The organism is Shewanella sp. 38A_GOM-205m (assembly GCF_000518445.1).
In the GTDB taxonomy this organism is placed as follows: domain Bacteria; phylum Pseudomonadota; class Gammaproteobacteria; order Enterobacterales; family Shewanellaceae; genus Shewanella; species Shewanella algae.
The window spans coordinates 39,037-56,282 of record NZ_JADP01000032.1; the positions used below are offsets into that span (position 1 = coordinate 39,037).

Annotated in this window: 16 protein-coding genes and 1 pseudogene; 7 read left to right on the plus strand and 10 right to left on the minus strand. The window is 53.4% G+C overall.

The features are described from left to right. Positions 1-161: 161 nt before the first annotated feature. From N512_RS0116345 to N512_RS0116365, 5 genes are all read right to left on the minus strand, one after another. Entirely contained in the window at positions 162-551 is a 390-nt protein-coding gene (locus N512_RS0116345) for a DUF423 domain-containing protein (protein WP_025887273.1), read from the minus strand. Positions 552-553: 2 nt separating this feature from the next. Further along, positions 554-1,198, minus strand: coding sequence for an alpha/beta fold hydrolase (locus N512_RS0116350; RefSeq protein ID WP_156029245.1), 645 nt, complete (start codon positions 1,196-1,198; stop codon positions 554-556). A gap of 124 nt (positions 1,199-1,322) precedes the next feature. Further along, the gene (locus tag N512_RS0116355; RefSeq protein WP_025012009.1) at positions 1,323-1,814 is read right to left on the minus strand and encodes a hypothetical protein; all 492 of its coding nucleotides are present in this window, start codon (positions 1,812-1,814) and stop codon (positions 1,323-1,325) included. 6 nt (positions 1,815-1,820) lie between these two features. Further along, positions 1,821-2,456, minus strand: a complete 636-nt coding sequence (locus N512_RS0116360) for an imm11 family protein (RefSeq protein WP_028781016.1) — start codon at positions 2,454-2,456, stop codon at positions 1,821-1,823. Positions 2,457-2,532: 76 nt separating this feature from the next. Further along, on the minus strand, positions 2,533-3,444 hold the full coding sequence (locus N512_RS0116365; protein WP_025012011.1) for a transcriptional regulator GcvA: 912 nt from the start codon (positions 3,442-3,444) through the stop codon (positions 2,533-2,535). 185 nt (positions 3,445-3,629) lie between these two features. On the opposite strand from N512_RS0116365, the gene N512_RS0116370 reads away from it, so the two are divergent. Continuing rightward, on the plus strand, positions 3,630-3,908 hold the full coding sequence (locus N512_RS0116370) for a hypothetical protein (RefSeq protein ID WP_028781017.1): 279 nt from the start codon (positions 3,630-3,632) through the stop codon (positions 3,906-3,908). 67 nt (positions 3,909-3,975) lie between these two features. Here N512_RS0116370 and thiI read toward each other — a convergent pair whose 3' ends face one another. The 3 genes from thiI to pomA form a co-directional block, all read right to left on the minus strand. Further along, positions 3,976-5,430 carry a tRNA uracil 4-sulfurtransferase ThiI gene (gene thiI / locus N512_RS0116375; RefSeq protein ID WP_028781018.1) on the minus strand — a complete coding sequence of 485 codons (1,455 nt, stop codon included), beginning with the start codon at positions 5,428-5,430 and terminating at the stop codon, positions 3,976-3,978. Positions 5,431-5,591: 161 nt separating this feature from the next. Further along, entirely contained in the window at positions 5,592-6,527 is a 936-nt protein-coding gene (locus tag N512_RS0116385) for a flagellar motor protein MotB (protein ID WP_025887266.1), read from the minus strand. Between the two features lie 4 nt (positions 6,528-6,531). Beyond that, positions 6,532-7,299, minus strand: coding sequence for a flagellar motor protein PomA (pomA, locus tag N512_RS0116390; protein ID WP_025012015.1), 768 nt, complete (start codon positions 7,297-7,299; stop codon positions 6,532-6,534). Positions 7,300-7,693: 394 nt separating this feature from the next. Between pomA and xseB the strand changes: the two genes are divergently transcribed. The 4 genes from xseB (at position 7,694) to N512_RS0116410 (ending at position 11,986) form a co-directional block, all read left to right on the plus strand. Further along, positions 7,694-7,933: an exodeoxyribonuclease VII small subunit gene (gene xseB, locus N512_RS0116395; protein ID WP_025012016.1), complete on the plus strand. Its 240-nt coding sequence runs from the start codon at positions 7,694-7,696 to the stop codon at positions 7,931-7,933. Next, the gene (gene ispA / locus N512_RS0116400; RefSeq protein ID WP_028781019.1) at positions 7,934-8,815 is read left to right on the plus strand and encodes a (2E,6E)-farnesyl diphosphate synthase; all 882 of its coding nucleotides are present in this window, start codon (positions 7,934-7,936) and stop codon (positions 8,813-8,815) included. A gap of 21 nt (positions 8,816-8,836) precedes the next feature. After that, on the plus strand, positions 8,837-10,702 hold the full coding sequence (gene dxs / locus N512_RS0116405; protein ID WP_028781020.1) for a 1-deoxy-D-xylulose-5-phosphate synthase: 1,866 nt from the start codon (positions 8,837-8,839) through the stop codon (positions 10,700-10,702). 159 nt (positions 10,703-10,861) lie between these two features. Beyond that, positions 10,862-11,986 (plus strand): patatin-like phospholipase family protein, encoded by a 1,125-nt coding sequence (locus N512_RS0116410; RefSeq protein WP_028781021.1) that lies wholly within the window; start codon positions 10,862-10,864, stop codon positions 11,984-11,986. Between the two features lie 7 nt (positions 11,987-11,993). Here N512_RS0116410 and N512_RS0116415 read toward each other — a convergent pair whose 3' ends face one another. Next, complete coding sequence (locus tag N512_RS0116415) at positions 11,994-12,926, minus strand: hypothetical protein (RefSeq protein WP_028781022.1); 933 nt, start codon at positions 12,924-12,926, stop codon at positions 11,994-11,996. A gap of 158 nt (positions 12,927-13,084) precedes the next feature. After that, positions 13,085-15,031: a monovalent cation:proton antiporter-2 (CPA2) family protein gene (locus tag N512_RS0116420; RefSeq protein WP_028781023.1), complete on the minus strand. Its 1,947-nt coding sequence runs from the start codon at positions 15,029-15,031 to the stop codon at positions 13,085-13,087. 188 nt (positions 15,032-15,219) lie between these two features. On the opposite strand from N512_RS0116420, the gene dgcS reads away from it, so the two are divergent. After that, positions 15,220-16,107 (plus strand): diguanylate cyclase DgcS, encoded by an 888-nt coding sequence (gene dgcS / locus N512_RS0116425; RefSeq protein ID WP_306440256.1) that lies wholly within the window; start codon positions 15,220-15,222, stop codon positions 16,105-16,107. Positions 16,108-17,038: 931 nt separating this feature from the next. Continuing rightward, positions 17,039-17,246: pseudogene (locus N512_RS0116430) on the plus strand (IS110 family transposase); the annotation flags it as partial.

A 17,246-nucleotide genomic window follows, 5' to 3' on the forward strand; every position in this document is an offset into this window, starting at 1 on the left:
AACACCCGCCACTTGGGCGGGTGTTTACCTAGGCAGGCCTGCGGACTATCTACTTAAATAGCCATCTCTTTAAATAGCTATCTCTCTAGAGGGCTATCTCTTCAGGTGACAGTTTTAAGCAAACAATGGCTTTAGTAAATAATGGCTTTAGCCAACCAAACTTAGAGCCCGGTTTCATCCATGCGGTGGCGCCATACCGCTGCCGCCAACAATAACCAGCCCACCAGGAAGCAGCTTCCGCCGAGAGGGGTTACCATGCCCAGCCACTTGGTGCCGGTCAGAGCATACAGATACAGCGAGCCGGAGAACATAAAGATCCCGGCGATAAACAGCCCCGCCGCCCAGTCAATCAGACGCGACTTGAACCAGTGACCGGCAAAGGCCAGGGTTATCAAACCAAAGGTGTGATAGAACTGATACTCCACCCCCAGGTTGAATATGGCGATCAACTCGGCAGGTGCAATGGTCTTGAGTCCATGGGCGCCAAAAGCTCCCAGAGCAACGGCAAAGAAACCACTGATGGCCGCCAGTAACAATAACCCCTTACGCATAACTAACTCCCGATAAATAAAAGTGATTCTTTCACGGCATCCTGCAGGTTAGCCTTAAGATCCGTTCCGGACGACTTGCGCGGCACAAAACTATGATCTCCGTCGGTAATAAAGCGTACTTTGGCCTGCTCGGGCAGCGCCCAGGAGGCCAACTGCTCGCGCTTGCCGAAGCTGTCGCGCTCGCCCTGCAAAATAAGCAGAGGCAAGGCGCACTCCCACAAGGGCTCAAGTCTGGGCTCGGTTTTCTTCGGCGGCAAAAACGGATAACCAAGACAGATAACGCCGCTGGGGGTCATCGCCAGTTTATCATTGGCCGCCAGCATGGCCGCCATCCGCCCGCCCATGGATTTGCCCATCAAAAATAGTCGCTTGGGCGCAAACTCGGCAACCGCTGCCGCCAAGGTCTGCTCGAAGGCCTGCAACAGCACAGGTGCCCGGTCCGGCGGGCGCCGCTTGCCATCCTCGCCGCGCTTGACCATATAAGGAAAGTTAAACCTCAGCACGCTCGGGCCGCTGGCAGACAGCAGCGTGGCATAATCTGCCATAAAGTCGCTGTGCATATCGGCACCGGCGCCATGGGCGAACAACACCAGAGTGTCACTGTCCTTACCTTTATCCAGCAGCCAGTTAGTATTCAAATTCATCATCAGCCCTGTCCGAAGATACAATAATTTTCATGCTTGGATTCGAATAAACCACAATATTAAATACCGTACTTCCCTGACAAATCAATTTATTAAAAAATAGCGTTAAAAAACGACCAAGCGGTAATTATATATCTCTTACCCATACCGTTTTTACATGCTCTCTCAACAAATCAATCACACTTTTATGAATAAACACCAAGCCAAAGTCCTCTTCCAGTTTAAATATTAACCTTTGTTCCACAGGAATATTTTCCAGCTTAGAAAAATCGAACTCTGTCGAATCAGTATCTAACCAATTCAACTTACCAAATTGCTTTTCTTTATCAGTCAATCTGTACGTCTGCTGGATATAAGGCATTCGATAGTTGTCATATACCTCGAGTTGTTCATCCGAAGGTTGACTTGGCGAATTGTCAACACGAGCATCCAGCCATTCAACACCATGCTGCACCAATGGCTCCAGTTTGGATGCTATATCACCAATAATGAACAGCTTTGGAGAAAAGGTCATTTCCAATAACAGATCCGGTGCTGCAGCACCTACTGGTGCAGGTGTTTGTTGGAATGGGAAAGTATCCATATTTTGTTTAGTGAGTATCGAGTATTCATCTTTCACTTACTATTATCTCCTTGGTGCTTCATCATCGACATCAAACTTAAAAGCGGTCAGTCCACAAGCTAACCCCTGTAGAGCGATATTATAGAGCTCATCATATACTTCTGAAGAAAAGAAAAAGTTATTGGTACCTTTAACCCTGAAAATGTGTCTGCGGTTCATGGGATAAGACTCGAGCTTTTCTCGGTCAAGATACAATTTACTAACTATGATTGAATGAAAAGGCTTCTGCTCTTCCAATGGCACATCGTAGCCGTGCTTTTTGGGATCATAATGCCTGATAACGTTTTTTATAACTGACTTGTCTTCATCCAATACATCCAACTCGTTATTTATCGCGATAATATATCGCTGCTGAGTCGACAGGCCATCCATGCACTGTAATCTATTGGGCAGAAAAGCGACGCCATATGGGTCAAAGCTCATAAAAACGTCTGCTATAGGTTTGGTAACGCTTAAATCCCCTGAGTTTGTGATATCGAAAACAGCTTCTGAATAACTGTCTTCGTCCTCCCAAATAACCGCACTCAATGCGCTCACTGGAATGTAGTCCATGTCTTCGTACAAATGCTCTCTGTTATCAGAGCAACTAAACATGGCATCACTCTCTTCCGTGTTTTCGTTTATGTAAGCCAGTTCCATCAAAGTTCCCTATAAACTGCAAGCTTTCACTTATTTGTAGTGCCTTCCTGTATATGCAGAGAAGCGTGTTACCGACTTATCCCGGCAACAATTCACTACGTGACTCCTCGGCAAACATATCCAGCATCCATTCGCGGAACGCGACGATTTTACCTAACTCGGCATGTTTTTGCTGGCACACCAGATAATAGGCATCTTTGCTGACCAAAACCTCCTGGAACGGACAGACCAAACGCCCGGCCTTGATGTCGGGGCGGGCGAGCACGCTGTAGCCCAGAGCAACCCCCTGGCCATGGGCCGCCGCCTGCAGTACCAGAGATGAGTGGCTGAATATCGGCCCCTGGTTCACATTGACATCCGTTACGCCACATTGGCGGAACCAGGCCTGCCAATCATGACGGCTCATATCGTGCAGCAGGGTATGATATTTAAGATCGGCAGGCTTTTCCAATGGCTTGGGGCCGTTGAGCAGCATTGGCGAGCACACGGGGATCAACACTTCGTTGCGCAGTTTGTCGGCCCTGAGCCCGGGCCAGTTACCCTGACCATAGTAAATTGCCACATCCACATCGTCGGACAGGGCGCTGAACTCGGCATCCACCGCCTTGATCCGCACATCGATATCGGGATTCTTCTCACTGAATTTTGCCAGACGCGGCACCAGCCACTGAATGGCAAAGCTGGGCGACATGCTGACAGTCAAGGAACCCACGGCGCTGCGGGCCAACAGCCTGTCGGTGGCATCCGACAGTTGGGTAAAAATATCCTTGATATCGAGGAAGTAGCTTTGCCCCTCTTCGGTCAGTAGCAGCGAGCGGTTCTTTCGGCGAAATAATTTTAATCCCAGAAAGTCTTCCAGCGCCTTGATCTGATGACTCACTGCGGCCTGGGTAACGAACAGTTCTTCGGCGGCGCGGGTAAAGCTCAAATGCCTTGCTGCTGCCTCGAACGCCTTGACCGCATTCAGCGGAGGGAGTCGTTTTGACATAGTGATCCACTTCTCATTTTTTAATTAGTTTTTCTAATCCAGATTGTTACATTTTATCGTTTGTTAAAGCCAGCGCTTTTGGTTAAATTTTGCGCCGAAAAGTTGAATATTCAGACAATCTCTGAGCAGTCGAAGGGAAGGTCTGACACTGGCACTCAGTGCCCGTTCTCACCCGGAGGCATCCCATGTTGAACTTTAAATCCGCTTTTGTGCTCCTGCTGTTTGGCATGAGCACCAGCGCCATGGCTGCGGAAAGTCTTTCTGCACCGGCGCAAGCTCGTCCTCTGCCAAGAGTCGCTGTCGAAGCCCCTGCGGTGCAGATAGACTTTAAACTGCTTGAGCAGGAGCTGAGCCGTAACATTGCCGCCAACAGCGAAGAGCTCAGAACCCATGCGCTGGACGAGCCGACACTGCTGTTGGCCGAAGACGCGGCAGCCAGTCCATCAAAGGTTCAGCTTAACTGAGCCCCATTGGATTTCGCTGAGCGTCAGCAGCAAAAAAGCCGCTTCGAGAGAGGCGGCTTTTTGTTTATCAGGGGCGGTAAACCTTGACGTTACCGTGCCCTTGCTCCTGAAGGTAGAGCGCCTGCAGTTTACTCATAACGCCGCGGTCGCAATAGAGCAGATAGGTCTTGCTGCGATCGAGCTCGGCAAAGGCGCTGGCCAGCTTGAAGAAAGGAATATGAACTATCTCGACACCTTCCAGTTGCAGCGGCTTGCTCTCTTCCTCTTCCGGCGCCCTGATATCCAGCACCACTTCACCCTGACCGACACTGGCGACGGTTTCGGTTTCCGTTACTTTGGTATCCATGTCGGTTGCTATCTCCCGAATATCCATGACCACGGCATCGGCGATAATCCGGTCCAGCAGATCTTCGGAAAACTTGGTTTCCTCGGCTTCAACCTTGGACAACACCGCCTTGACCGTGGGTTTTTGTGAAATCACGCCGCAGTATTCAGGCATGGACTTGGCAAAGTCTTCCGTACCTATCTTGCGGCTCTCGTTGATGATGTCCTGCTTGTCCATGGTGATCAAAGGTCTGAGGATCAGGGTATCGACACAACGGTCAATCACATTGAGGTTGGTCAAGGTTTGGCTGGATACCTGTCCCAGGCTCTCACCAGTGACCAGCGCCTGAACCCCCATACGCTCCGCCACCCTGGCGGCGGCGCGCATCATCATCCGCTTGAGTATGACGCCCATCAGGCCATTGTCTATACGCTCGAGGATTTCGGCCACTACGGGCTCAAAGGGAACGGTCACAAACTTGACTTTATGCGACTCGCCATAGGTCTTCCACAAATGGTGTGCCACCTGCTTAACCCCGATTTCGTGCTGGGCACCGCCCAGATTGAAGAAGCAGTAGTGGGTACGAGAACCCTTCTTGATAAATTGGAAACTGGACACCCCTGAATCAAAACCGCCGGAGATCAGGGACAGCACATCTTCCTGGGTCGCGATCGGGAATCCGCCAAGCCCGGGGATCTTCTTCTCCACCAGGTAGAGTTTGTCGTTGTTGATCTCCAGATGAATGGTCATATCCGGGTCTTTGAGGCGCACACCGGCCGCTTCGGTAAACTGGTTCAGGCCACCACCTACGTAACGCTCCACATCCTGCGAACTGAAGTCGTGCTTGCCGCTGCGCTTGGCGCGGACACAGAAGGTCTTACCCGCCAGCTCGTCGGCATACACCTTGAGAGCATGCTGGTAGATATCATCAACGGTTTCAAAGCTGTATTCATTGACCTGGCTGATGGTAGAAATCCCGGGGATACAAGCCAGACGCTCGGCAAAAACTTGTTTTAGCTGGGGTTTGTCTTTGGGAACCTGCACCATAATCCGATCCCACTGGCGGGTAACGGCAGCGTCTTCATCCACTTTTTTGAGTACATTGCGGATATTGGACTCGAGCATCTTGGTAAAACGCATTCTTACCGGTTTGCTCTTCATCATGATTTCTGGATACAGCTTTACGATAAACTTCATGGGGATCCCGAGGAAAAAAATTTCAAACAGCAATCGTGGGATTATAACAAAGACCCGCTAACTGGCACAGAGATTTGCCACTCCAAAGCCGTGCCCGGATTGCAGAAGCATAAAAAAAGCAGCCGTTTTCAGGCTGCTCTGATTCTGATGATGCTGCGCCATCAAAGATTGGGATCGACTTCAATCTCATCAGACTCTTTGGCCTTGCCCTGCTCAATGGAGATTTCCACCCTGCGGTTACGGGCGCGATTCTCCGGCGAGTCGTTGGGCACCAAAGGCGCAGTGGAAGCCATGCCCACCACTTTCATTCTGCTGGCATCAAAGCCGGGCACCTTGACCAATTCGTGAGCCACGGCCACCGCCCGCTGGCTGGATAGGTCCCAGTTGGAGCTGTACAGCTCATTGCTTATCTGCATGTCATCCGTGTGGCCGGAGACTGTGATGATCCCGGGTACATCTTTGAGTAGCTCACCAACCGCCTGCACCACAGGTTTGAACCTGGGTTGCAGGAACCCCGAACCTGAGGCAAAGGCGCCCTTCTCCCGAATACGGATGATAATCTGCTGCCCCAGAGACTCGATTTCAATAGCACCGTCCACTATCTCTTTGTTGAGCGCCTCGGCCATCTTCTTGACCTGCTCGTTAATCTGATCCTGAGCCGCCTGCTGTTCCTGGGTCTTCTTGTCTTCGGCCTGCTCCTGCGCCGTGGCCGAAGCCTCGCCGCCACGCTGCTCGCCCCTTTGCTGCTGCACGCCACCGGCACTGTCGTCATCCCCTTCCTGATACTCGAGGATCTGCTGGGTCATCTCGTTGGTTTGCTGGTTGATTATTTCAATCGGGGTGGGATCCGGGCGTCCGGGGCGGAACTCCAGCGCAATCACTGAGGTGCCTTTGGGAATATCTTTCACTTCAACCTTGTTCTGCACCCCGAAGGCGTATTTCATAGAGCCGGCTATCTGTTTGAACTTCATGACATCCATTTCGGAGAAGGCCAGCAGCAGCACGAAGAAACACATCAGCAGCGACATCAGGTCGGCAAAGGTTGCCAGCCACATGGGTGCGCCGGGTGGCGGACAATCACACTTGGGCTTGGCCATAGTGTTACTCTCCGTCCGTTGTATCTATTTTGCGCTGCTTCTCAGACAGGTAATTTTTGAGGAAGCCCTCAATCACCCTGGGGTTCTGGCCATCCTGAATCGCCAGCACAGCGTCCATAATCAGGTTGCGGTTGAGCATCTCTTCGTTCATCCGCAGCGCCAGCTTATCGGCAATCGGGATCGCCACCATGTTGGCAATAACCGCACCGTACAAGGTGGTCAGCAAGGCCACCGCCATTGCCGGGCCGATAGATTTAGGGTCATCCATGTTGGACAACATGGCCACCAGACCAATCAGGGTACCTATCATACCCATAGCCGGCGCCACATCACCCAGCGCCTTGAAGATACTGATCCCCGCCTTGTGGCGCTCTTCGGTCAGCTGAATGTCTTTCTCCAGTGCTTCACGCACCACATCGCCGTCGTGGCCGTCCACCAGCATGTCGACCGCTTTTTGCATAAAACTGTTGGAAATTTGCGCCTCTTCCAGCGCCAGGAAGCCCCCTTTACGGGCGGCGTCGGCCATGGTGACCGACTGTTCAATCAACTCTTCGGGTTTGTCCAGTTTGAACATAAACGCCTTGGCGGCAATCTTGACCGCCCCCAAAAACTGCTTGAGGTTGAATTTCATCATCACCACAAACAGCGAACCTACCATCACAATCAATACCGAAGGCACATCAATAAAGATTGCAATGCCGCCACTGCTGACCATTGCCATGATAATAAAAGCAAAAGCACCTACCAGTCCTATCAGGGTTGCTAAATCCACAGTGGCTCCTCACCTCTAAAGCAGACCCGACACAGTGTGGCCGGGATCTCTATCCCATACAAGCCGATCCGCCTCAAAGGGTGATATAGGATCTTGGCTATTCGCAGGAGATGAATATGATAATTTTCAACAGTTTCTATTTTGAGTTATCGGACAGGGCTTAGGCAAGTTTAGGAAGATTTTAATTTTCTCCAAAAAAAATCAGCGACAAAGCGTGCTGTTGAGCAAATAACGGGCGCTTCAATTTGACCCTTATCGCGCCCTGATATACCTTGTGTCACGCTGAACATAACGCCAAGACACCTGCTGCCAATCCCCTCCCCTTATACCTTTGCACCGTGACAATCAGGTCGCAGGAATGGGCCGGCAACCAAGGTGCACCAAGGAAACCGATGTGGCCAAAAAACCCGAAAATCTGAGCTTTGAAGAATCTCTCAACGAACTGGAACGCATAGTCGCCGAGTTGGAACGCGGTGAAGTATCGCTGGACGATGCTCTCAAACAGTTCGAGCGTGGCATAGGTCTGGTGCGCAGCAGCCAGGCCAAACTGGAACAGGCGCAACAGAAAGTTGCCATACTGCTGGCCCAGGATCCCCAGGCGCCATTGAGCCCATTTGATGTCGAGGGTGAGTGAGTGTTAACCCAAGCTATTAACCAATACCAGCAGAGAGTCAATCAAAGAATTGCCACCATTCTGGACACCCTGGATGATACCGAGCTCAAACTCAAGGCTGCCATGCGACATGGTGCCCTGCTGGGCGGTAAACGTATTCGGCCGTTTCTGGTTTACTCTGTGGGCGAGATGCTCGGCGTTCCCCTTGAGCGCCTCGATGATTGCGCCGCCGCCATAGAATGTATTCACGCTTACTCGCTGATCCATGACGATCTGCCGGCCATGGACGACGATGCCCTGCGCCGCGGTCAGCCAACCGTGCATATCGCCTTTGACGAAGCCACCGCCATTCTGGCCGGTGATGCCTTGCAGACCTTGGCCTTTGAACTTATCAGCAGCGATATCGAGGGCCTCAGCGACCGCCAACACCTGCGCCTGGTGCAGGCGCTGGCCAAAGCCTCCGGCTACCGCGGTATGTGTGGCGGCCAGGCCCAGGATCTCAATGCCACAGACAAAGAGATCTCCCTTGCGCAGCTCACCGCCCTGCACAGATTGAAGACGGGTGCCCTTATCCGCTGCGCCGTCGAGTTTGCGGTCATTGCCGCCGATGTCGATGATAATGAAAGGCAGGCACTGCTGGAATACGCCGATGCCATAGGTCTGGCATTCCAGGTACAGGATGACATTCTCGATATTACCGGCAGTACAGAAGAGCTGGGTAAGCCCCAGGGGTCGGATCTCGACGCCAATAAGAGTACCTATCCTAAACTGTTGGGACTGGAGGGCGCCAAGGCCACTGCCCAAAAACTGCTGGAAGATGCACTATCAGCGCTGGCCAAATTGCCATACAATAGCCAGTTAATTGCCGAATTCGCCCGCTATATCGTTGAGCGAAGAGTATAAAAAGAGACAAAGTATCTCGTTATGAGTCTGGATATCACTCAGTTTCCTGTGCTGGCACAGGCCAATACCCCGGAAGAGCTGCGTCAGCTTCCACAAAGCCTGCTTCCTCAGCTGGCCGACGAGCTCAGGGAGTTTTTATTAAAATCTGTGGGCATGTCGAGCGGTCACTTTGCTTCAGGGTTAGGCACTGTAGAGCTGACCGTGGCGCTGCATTATGTCTACAACACCCCGTTTGACCGCCTGGTCTGGGATGTGGGTCATCAGGCCTACCCGCACAAGATTCTTACCGGTCGTCGCGATCGCATGCCTACCATACGCCAAAAAGGCGGCCTGCACCCTTTCCCCTGGCGGGAAGAGAGTGAGTACGACACCTTCAGTGTTGGTCACTCAGGCACCTCGATTTCGGCCGCACTGGCAATGGCTGTCGCCGCCGATAAAGAGCAAGCCGGCCGTAAAGTGGTGGCCGTCATAGGCGATGGCGCCATGACAGGCGGCATGGTGTTTGAAGCCATGAACCACGCCGGCGATCTGCACAAAGACATGCTGATGGTGCTCAACGACAACGAGATGTCTATCTCGGAAAACGTCGGCGCCCTCAACAACCACCTGGCGCAGCTGATGTCCGGCCGCTTCTACACCACAATACGTGAAGGCGGCAAGAAGGTACTCAAGGGCATGCCCGTCATCAAAGAGATGGCGCGCCGCACCGAGGAACACCTGAAAGGCATGGTGGTTCCGGGAACCCTGTTTGAAGAGCTGGGATTCAACTACATAGGCCCTATCGATGGCCACGATGTGGATGCCCTGGTGGAAACCCTGCGCAACATGCGCAGCCTCAAGGGGCCGCAGGTACTGCATATCATGACCAAGAAAGGCAAAGGTTATGAGCCGGCAGAGAAAGATCCCATAGGCTGGCATGCGGTGCCCAAGTTTGACCCTTCACTGTTTTGCAAGCCGGCCACCAAGCCGGGAAAACCCAGTTTTTCCCAGGTGTTCGGCAAATGGCTGTGCGACATTGCCGCCAAGGATGACAAGGTACTGGGGATCACCCCGGCCATGCGTGAAGGCTCCGGCATGGTGGAGTTCTCCCAGAAATTCCCCGAGCAATACTTCGATGCCGCCATCGCCGAGCAACATGCTGTGACTCTGGGCGCGGGCTTTGCGTGTGAAGGCTATAAGCCGGTAGTGGCCATTTACTCCACCTTCCTGCAGCGCGGCTATGATCAGTTGATCCACGATGTGGCACTGCAGCGCCTGCCAGTACTGTTTGCCATTGACCGTGGCGGCATTGTGGGCGCCGATGGCCCAACCCATCAGGGCGCTTTCGATCTCAGCTACCTGCGCTGCGTACCCAACATGGTGATAATGGCGCCATCCGATGAAAACGAATGTCGGCAGATGCTTTACACCGGCTACTGCTACAATAAGGGCCCAAGCGCAGTGCGCTACCCTCGCGGCAGTGCAACCGGCGCCGAGCAGGTTGAAGAGATGACGGCCATGGCGATAGGTAAAGGCCTTGTCAGACGTCAGGGCAAACAGATTGCCATTCTCAACTTCGGCACTACCCTGGCTGCCAGCCTGGAAGCCGCCGAAAGCCTGGATGCCACAGTCGCCGATATGCGCTTTGTTAAGCCCTTGGATGAAGATTTGCTCAGGGAGCTGGCCGCCAATCACGACTTGCTGGTAACTGTGGAAGAAAATGCCATCATGGGCGGCGCAGGCAGCGGTGTACTCGAATACTTGGCCAGCCAGGGGATCTGCAAGCCTGTGTTGCAAATTGGCCTGCCGGATGAATTTATCAAGCACGGCTCACCGGAAGAGATACTGACTGAGCTCAAGCTGGATGCCAGTGGTATTCTCGAGCAGATCCAAAACCGGCTCGCATAAGATAAGCATCCGCTATCATTAAAAAAACCGCCTCAAGGCGGTTTTTTGCTTCTCCGACCACAGCAAAGCCAGCTAGAGTTAAACTGAGCTAGCCAAGCTAGTGGCGACAATACTATATCTTGGCATTCTCTTATTCTGGGTTTTAGCAAAGGAGGCGCTGTGCCGGAAAGCAGGGCTTTGGTGTTGGGGGGCGGTGGTGCCAGAGCGGCCTATCAGGTTGGGGTGCTCAAGGCATTGGTGCAGTTTTATCCCCGCAATCACGCCATTCCATTCAAGATTGTTTGCGGCACTTCGGCCGGAGCCATCAATGGTACCGCCATCGCCACCCATGCATCCTGTTTCCATCTGGGGCTGAGAAAGCTGGAATGGATCTGGCGTAATATCCACACTGAGCGAGTCTACCGCGCCTCCAATACCGGCGTGCTGGCACATCTGGCCAAGATGGCCCTTCGTGGCATGCAGGGAGATCTGGTCAATACCGACGCCGGCAGTTTGCTGGACAATGAACCCTTGCGGCAACTGCTCAATGAGCTGATTAACTTCGAGCGAATCGATCGCAACATCCGCGGCGGCTCCCTGATGGCACTGAGCATTGACACCTCCTGCTACAACAGCTCCCGCTCCGTGACCTTCTTTCAGGCCCACAAGGAGCTGGAGAACTGGCAAAGGGCCAGACGCAGCGGCGAGCGCACCCGGCTGCACACAGAGCACCTGATGGCCAGCTCCGCCATTCCTTTGGTGTTCCCCTCAATTAAGCTGTCCCAGTCTTACTATGGCGATGGCTCAGTGCATCAATTGGCGCCACTGTCCAGCCCGATACATCTGGGCGCCAAGCGGATCATGGTGATCAACCTGGACAGCCCACACAAGAACACGCCCCTTGAACTGGATTATCATCCCAAGACGGCCACCATTGCCGGTCATCTGCTGGATACCATCTTTTCCGATACCCTGAATTCAGATCTGGAGCGGCTCAGGCGCATCAACAGCACTCTGGCGCTGGTGCCGGAACAGAGCCGCCAACAGTTGGATTTGAGGCCGATTGATACCTTGGTGATTAAACCCAGTGAAGATCTCAGTGAGCTGGCCAAGCGTTACTATCAGGAGATGCCCTTCGCCATTCGTCGACTGCTGGCTTTGATTGGCATAGACAGCCAGTCGGACACCAGTATTGTGTCTTATCTGCTGTTTGAGAACGCCTACACAGGCGCCCTAATAGATTTGGGCTATCAGGATGCCATGTGCCAGATTGATGAATTGAAAGCCTTTTTCGATATCAATTGAGCACGAATCAGGCAAAAAAGATGAGTAGGGCCACCACCAGCAACACTGAGACCAGAGTCACGGCAAAGGTTGGTGTGGAGCCTTGCTCCCGCTCATTGGCGGTAACGGCTATGTTCTCAGCCTGTAAACCATAGGAATCGCTCTCCGGGTTGTCGACTGTGGTTTGCACTATGTGGTGGCGCTGAAACTGAATGAAGGGCTGGTTTGGGTCACCGACATAGAGACGCACTTCCCCCGCTTCACTTCGGCTCACCAGCGGCGGCAGTATGGTCAGCGCATCCAACTGATAATCCAGGGTCAAATCTTTCAGTTGGACAAGCGTATAGCCCAGCGCCTTGGCCTGATCCTGCAAGGCGGCCGACATCTCGTAGCTGGCCAGCTCGGCGTCGAGAACTACCAGCTTACCGGGTTTGCCATCGGGCTGTTGCCACAGACAGTCGGCCAGCCAGATCCCCTTGAGTGAGGCGTAACGGGCAAACAGTGCTTCCACCAGCTCCCAGGCGTCGGCCTCTCCGGTGAGCCAAGGGCTGATCTCCACATTGTTGACCCGCAGCACGCAGTCTTCACCATTGAGGCGTGCCGCCATATAGCTCAGGTAGGCTTGCTGATCTTCCACCGGCAGCACGAGTTTGCCTGCCAGCTCCAGCAACAGCACCTCATTGAAATGAGCGGTCAGAATAAGCCGCTGCCAATGCATGGGTTTGAGATAGTAATCCGCCGGTTGTTTAAGATTCTCTGCAAGCACCCGGCTCGCCTCCTGCTCCTCCATCATGGGAAGGTAGGCATAACAATGACTGGCCTCTTCATTGCCATCGATATTCACCGGCAGGATCAACGGCACATCGCCATCACGGCAAAACAGCAGCTGCTGGGTAGAAGTCAAATTCTCAAACAGTTCCTCGAACGAGATATCGAGGCCATCATTACTGTCATGGGTCACGGTTGCCAACTCCTTGTAGGTCACTCGGGTTTGCGCTTATTCAGGAAAAGTCGCTGCAACATATGCAGCCAAGCAGTCCTTCCCGGCATTCAGCTCCACAAAGGTCGCAGAGTACCCCATTTAACGTGCAAATAAAACCAACGCCAGCGGCCGGGCAATCAGCCTTGAAGCAAAATAACTTCGGCCTTCTCCACCCTTCTGGGCTTGCCGCGAATAAGCAAGGTATCACCGGCGCGGAACTGCCAATCTTCATCCGGCGGCTCGTACTCCCTGCCGCCGCGGCGCACTGCTCTCAGTTCCACCCTGAGCTGTTGCCAGGGGATCTCGGCACTGAATTTTCCCACGGCGCTGGCGCCTCTTGGCAAAGCCACTGCATGCAGTAATTCGAGAGAGAAGTCGGCTTCCTCACCGGAAAAGAAACCGTGCAGATACTGATAATGATTGCGCCGCTCCGACTCCAGCCGTTTGAGGATCCGCGACAAGGGTACCCCTGACTGATACAACACCTGAGATACCAGCATCAAGCTGCCTTCCAGAGTTTCCGGAATAACCTGACTGGCACCGGCCTGCTCCAGTTGCTCAAGCTCGCTGTCATCCCGGGTTCGCACCATGATCCGCGCCTCGGGCGCCAGTTGCCGACACAGTACCAAGGCCTCTTCCAACTGCGGCTGCTCGCAAAAGGTCAGCACTATACTCTTGGCGTGGCGCACATTGGCTTGTTTGAGCAAACTGCGTTTACAAGCATCGCCGAAATACACAGGCTCTCCGGCCCGGCGCGCCTCTGCAACCCGGGAGGGATCCCGGTCGAGGGCAATAAAAGGGATAGCTTCGGCCTTGAGAAACCGCCCTATGGTCTGCCCAACCCGGCCATAACCCAGCAGCAGAACCAGATCTTGCTGGGGATCCAAAGGCGGCAGGTTTTCCGCCGGTTCCGGCCTGGGTTTAAGGCCCTGCAGCAGCCTGGCTATGTCTATGCTATGACGCACCAATGCCGGCGCCAGTGCCATCGACAGTACGGCAACCATCACCAAAGTGTTACTGACACTGGGGGCCAGCAATTGATAACTCACTGCCAGGGCCAGCACCACGAATGAAAACTCCCCCACCTGTGCCAAACTGAGGCCGGTGGACATGGCCACCCTGAAAGGCTCTTTGGCCAGCCTCAGCAGGGCAAAGACTATCGCCGTCTTGCCGACTATCACCGCCAACAGCAACAGTAAAATTTGCCACCAATAGGCCAGCACCAGACTGAAGTCGAGCAACATACCTATGGAGATAAAGAACAGTCCCATCAAGAGATCCCGAAACGGGCGAATATCCGCTTCCAACTGGCGCCGGTACTGACTCTCCCCCAGAAGCATCCCGGCCATAAAAGCCCCCAATGCCATGGACAACCCCAGCCACTGGGTAAAGGCGCCGGTCAAGAGCGCTACCACCAGAGTCGACAACACAAACAGCTCGTTGGAGCGGGAGCGGGCAACTTCATCAAACAATTTGGGCAGAGCCCACTTACCAAAAGCCATCAGCACAATAAAGGCCAGGATCCCTTTCCCCAGAGCTGCCCCAAGCTGCAGGGCAGTCAAAGGCTCGCTGCCATCGGCAAGCAAAGGCAGCAGAATAAGCAAGGGCACCACGGCCAGGTCCTGGAACAGCAACACACTGACCGACAGTTCGCCATGGCGGCGCTTGAGCCAGCCCTTGTCGTTGAGCAGTTTCAGCACTATGGCGGTGGAAGACAAGGCTGTCACTGAACCTATCACCAGCGCCTGAGTCACGTCGCTGATAAAGAGTAATCCGGCCCCCATGGCCAGCAAGGTGGTCAATACCACCTGAGCACTGCCGAGGCCAAATACAGTGCGGCGCATGGCCCAGAGCCTGGGTACAGAAAACTCCAGTCCCAGGGTAAACATGAGTAGCACCACCCCAAGTTCGGCCACCGACTGCATCTGGTGCTGCGAAAACCAATTGAACCCGGAAGGACCGCTGATAACCCCTGTCAGCAGGTAGGCCAGAATAGCGGGCAAGCCTATACGCCTGAGCAAGGCTATCGCCGCTATGGCAATAACCAGCATCAAGAGGATCTGGATAAAGAATCCATGTTCCATGCGCACTCCCCTGCTCTCTAAGGTTCAATTCATTATTTTGTCGGCGTCAAATACTTGTCACATGAACATTGTCTGTAACACTCCTAAGCTTAACTCAATGAGATCTATATACAAATCAGACAAAAGCCTATCGGGCACGCATTTTGCATTGTAACAGTCGTGAAAGGTTCTGCCTTATTGGAGTATTTATGATGGACTTTGGTCTGGCAACAGAGTTTTACCCTGAAGACTATCAGTATCTGTCTGATCAACCTCAGGCTATCCGTCCCAAGATGGATCTGCTGCAGGCGGTTCAGCGGTTGCATGCGAGTCTCGATCCCCGGACAGTATTTGCCTGCTATGGCAAACTGCTGCAACAATATTTGCCGGTACAGGGAGTACAGCTGCGACTGAAAGGACATCAATTTCACTGGGGGCGTACTTCTCAAAGTACGGTGAGCAGAGAACTGGTCAGTAAACTGGGCACCGCCAAGCTGCGCTACCGGTTGCAAAGGGTGTTGAGCCCGGTGGAGCAGGCAGAGCTTGAACAGATAGAAGCCCTGCTGTCACAGCCGCTGTTCAACGCCATCGCCTATTCGCAGATGTCGGAACAGGCGATGTTTGATTCCCTGACCGAGCTTGGCAACCGCCACTATTTCGGTCAGTGTATCCGTACCTCGCTCGCCAGAGCCGGACGGGCTCACAGCCCGATATCTCTGGTGGTGCTTGATCTGGATAATTTCAAGCAGCTCAACGACAGTCTCGGCCATAAATTTGGTGACAGAGTGCTGACTCAGTTCGGCAAGCTGCTTAAGTGTGGCATCCGCAATGCCGACCAGGCTTTTCGCATAGGTGGCGACGAGTTTGTGGTATTGGTGGAAGGCAATCTGGAGTCGGCAGTACGCATGAGCGAGCGCCTGCTCGAAATGCTCGCCAACGAAACCCTGTTTCATCGCCACGGCATCGCCTGCAGCATAGGCATAGCCGCCTGGAGCGCCGGAGTAAATCAGGATCAACTGTTTGAACAGGCCGACCGTGCACTTTATCGCGCCAAGGCCGCCGGCCGTAACAGATATTGTATCGCGACCCGCGACTGAGACTAGCCGGCGATTGACTAGCCCGCGATCGAGACTATAAGTCGCGGCGCTTTGCCCCTCGATTTGCCCCTAGACCAAGAGGACTCTCTTGGTTTTCATTTCGATCGCGCGGATTTGGCACTCAAACCCATCTGGGGATCGCGCTCATAAGTGTATTCGCTAATGGCGAGTATTCGCCCTCAGCCACGTTATTTGCGCCAACGACGGTAGGCGACATCGAGGGGGATTGGTGCAATTCTGCAAAAATAACGTTGCTTAAAATTGCCTATATTTCTACAGACATACACCTCATTTTCAGGCACAGGCGGAACTGTGACCTTCCGAGCTAGGGATGACGAGGCAGAGCTTACAGGGACGTACTCGCAGCGAGTCACAGGATCGCCTGTGCGAGAGCGCACCGCAGGTGATTGGCTACAACTTAGCTAGCCGCTAGGATCAAGTTCATTGGTGAGTTTTGGCTTAAAGCCATAAATAGCCGCTGTGCCAGCGGCCCAAAGTCGTGGTGTTCCACACCACACCGGCCAAGGGGTTTTGCTTGTCCAAAGCCCCTTGCATCCCCAAGGACACCCCGACGTAGCCGAAATCCCCACTGGCTTATGAAGCAAATTGGCTACACTCAGGACTCGCATCCGTGCTCGACCTTCGAGCCTCGACATCCCTGTCTCGGCTACGCCGATTTGCAACAACGCCAGCGGCGGCTCCGAAGGGGGAGCTGGTGCAATTCTGCAAAAATAACGTTGCTTAAAATTGCCTATATTTCTACAGACATACACCTCATTTCCAGGCACAGGCGGAACTGTGACCGTCGAAAACAGGGACGTTTTCGTCGAGCCCACAAGGATAATGGAATGGACCCATCCCCTTTTAACCGGCCTCGCAATGGGCCACGATGAAGTTGTTGAAAGTCATCTGGAAAGAGGATGGGTCCACTATGAAGATTACAACCATCGGTTTGGATATCGCAAAGTTGGTGTTCCACGCTGTTGCGGTCAACAAAGCAGGTAAGCTGGTGCGCAAGAAAATGCTTAAACGAAAAGAAGTACTCGGTTTTTTCGCTAAGTTGGAACCTTGCCTGGTCGCGATTGAAGCCTGTGGTGGCGCTCACTATTGGAACAGGGAAATTACTGCCCTTGGTCATC